The sequence below is a fragment of the Mycobacterium sp. genome (assembly GCF_035499775.1).
In the GTDB taxonomy this organism is placed as follows: domain Bacteria; phylum Actinomycetota; class Actinomycetes; order Mycobacteriales; family Mycobacteriaceae; genus Mycobacterium.
In genome coordinates, this window is the sequence record NZ_DATJYB010000251.1 from 1 (window position 1) to 2534 (window position 2534).

At 63.0% G+C, this 2534-nt stretch carries 3 protein-coding genes; 1 reads left to right on the top strand and 2 read right to left on the bottom strand.

Features of this window, described 5'->3' with window-relative positions:
* Positions 1 to 138: 138 nt before the first annotated feature.
* The gene (locus VML93_RS16630; RefSeq protein ID WP_325612283.1) at positions 139 to 546 is read right to left on the bottom strand and encodes a response regulator transcription factor; all 408 of its coding nucleotides are present in this window, start codon (positions 544 to 546) and stop codon (positions 139 to 141) included.
* Positions 547 to 587: 41 nt separating this feature from the next.
* Positions 588 to 1259 (bottom strand): response regulator transcription factor, encoded by a 672-nt coding sequence (locus VML93_RS16635; RefSeq protein ID WP_325612285.1) that lies wholly within the window; start codon positions 1257 to 1259, stop codon positions 588 to 590.
* Positions 1260 to 1472: 213 nt separating this feature from the next.
* Between VML93_RS16635 and VML93_RS16640 the strand changes: the two genes are divergently transcribed.
* Positions 1473 to 1766 (top strand): tyrosine-type recombinase/integrase, encoded by a 294-nt coding sequence (locus tag VML93_RS16640; RefSeq protein WP_325612286.1) that lies wholly within the window; start codon positions 1473 to 1475, stop codon positions 1764 to 1766.
* Positions 1767 to 2534: the final 768 nt, after the last annotated feature.

Below are 2534 nucleotides of genomic sequence, written 5' to 3' on the forward strand. Positions count from 1 at the left end.
ACCACCCACAGGTACAGTGCCAGTGGCACCAACACGCCAACGACGGAACACACGGCCAGCAAAGTAGTAAGGAACAGCTCAACGCGTTTCTTCGCAAAGCGGTGAATGCGGTCGTGGCCTAATAACACCGGAGCGGCCTCAGCCGCCTGCTCGCCATATCTGTCTCAGCAAGTCTGGACTCAGGTGTTCTTTGTGCAGGTACGACGCGGCGCCGCAGTGCGCGGCCCCAGAGGGAAGGTCCTCGATGTCGTAGGTTGACATCAGCAGGACCATCAAATCTGGATGTGCGGCGCGGATTCGCCGCGTGGCTTCGATGCCACCCATTCCCGGCATGTGAATATCCATCAACACGATGCCTGCACCGTCGTCCTGGATGAGTTCGATCGCGGTTTCACCCGTCTCGCATTCGCCGGCCATCACGAAATCGTCCATGGCAGCCAGGGTGGCGGCGGTAGCCAGCCGGAAACTGGCCTGGTCGTCGACGACCCAGACTCGCACCTCGTCCGCCACCTTGGCATCGTGGCGGGCCGATTTGTCGCACACCATGGTGTACACACCACACTTTCCATCGTGTGCACACCAGATTCTTAAGCCGAGACACGCTCGTCGAGGAACATCAGCACAGCCCTGACCCGCCGATCAACCGAGGCGTCGACGGTCAAGCCGAGCTTGGCGAAAATCGAATTGATATGCTTTTCCACCGCCCGCTGGGACAGCACCAGCCGTTGCGCCACGGTGCGATTGCTGAGCCCGGTTGCCAACTCGCCGAGTACCTGGCGTTCCCTGGGGGTCAATCGGCTCAGCGTTGCGGCGGAGGGCGGCTGGGCCAGCAGCGCCTCCACCACCAGCGGATCGAGCACCGTCCCACCGGCCGCGACCTGGTGCACCGCCGCGCTGAGCTGGTCGAAATGTGAAACACGTTCCTTCAATAGATACCCGCGCGCCGACGTACCGGCCTCTAGCAACCCCGCCGCGTAGCTCGGATCCGCGTATTGCGACAACACGATCACCCCGGTGTCTGGATGCGCGGTCCGCATCCACCGGGCCAACCGAATGCCCTCATCGGTCGACGTCGGCGGCATCCGCACATCGGTGACCAGGATCGTCGGGTGATGCTTTTCGACGAGTTCGACCGTCGCGTCGTAATCCTCGGCGACACCGACGACAGTCACTTCGGCGTCGGTCGACAACGCCCGGTAAATGCTGTCTCGCACCAGCAGGCAATCCTCGGCAATGACAACCGAAACGCGATTACTCACCTTGATGCCGTCCCTCCCCGGTCGTTCATGGTCACCCAATCACGATCGGTACTCGAAGCCGTCAGGGTTGACCATTGAAACTATCCGCGCATCGGCGCCGCTCCGCTTGAGTACTGCACTACCTGTTTCTAATTCGGACCGCAGCGGTATCCCAGCGACCATCCTCGCCGCGACGAGACGCCGGTCGAACGGGTCATCGACCCGCGGATCCGGCTGCTGGTGCAGATCCTCATCCGCACCGGACTGCGCATCGGCGACGCCAGGCGGCTGGCGCTGGGCTGCCTGGTCCGTGACCCGCAGGGCGCGGTCTACCTGCCGTACCGTAACCACAAGATGCGTCGCGACGCGGTGGTGCCCATCGACGACGAACTCACCACGATGATCGAGGCGCGGCGGGCCCGCACCCGACAACGGTTCCCGACCGCTGGCGTGCTGCTGCCGCGCAGCAGCGCCAATCCCGAGGGCCAGCTGCCCATCCCCACCGCGAGATTCCACCGACGAGGGTGATTTCTGCGGTCAGGGCAGTGATCAGTGTGCTGAGTTCGCGGCAGCGGTCGACGAGTCCTCGCGCGAGGCGTGCGATGGTCCCTTCGATGTCTGCGATGGGTTGTGTGAAATGGTCCAAAGTGCTGATGCGATCCAGCGAGCGGGCTTTGGGTTTTCCATGTCGGGTCGAGTTCGTGGAGGTGCCAGCGCAGTCGGTAGATGCATCGAGTCCGTTCTGCGACAAGGAATTCCCGATAGTTTGTGAGTAGCCGGGCCTCACGGTCGGGGCGATCCAGACGGGCGACGGAAAGGTCGGGTTCACGCTGGGCGGCGCAAGATACGAACTCGGCAACGGCAAGCTGGTTGCACGCCCATACCGCAATGCCACCCCACAGAAGACGTTCTCGCCACTTCCTGACGCTGCCGGACCACTTGAACGGCGCGTACTCGGGGGCGGTCGGGCCAGTAGGTTGAGCCGGCTACTTCGCACCTGGTCCCCCAAGTACCTTTTTCGGATTCACCACGAACGTCGAGAACCATCTACAAGCAGCGACGCATCGACTTCATCCTCGGCGCCGGCGCCGGCCGAGCGCGTGGCGCATGCTGAGATTGTCCGCGAGGTACGAAAGGGAAAGCGCCGAGCGACCACGCGTCGGTGTTGGTGAACGTCGACGTCTCCACAAACTGGTCATGAGGAATTACGCTCGGCGCAGCACCGACGTCGGTCTCGGTGCGCTGAATCGGGGGCTATTCGATGACGGATGACGGCGCGGTTACAGATGTCGAGGC

Bases quoted from the DNA above. Each gene is read 5' to 3' on its own strand.
- VML93_RS16630 (WP_325612283.1), bottom strand. From the start codon at position 546: ATGGTGTGCGACAAATCGGCCCGCCACGATGCCAAGGTGGCGGACGAG.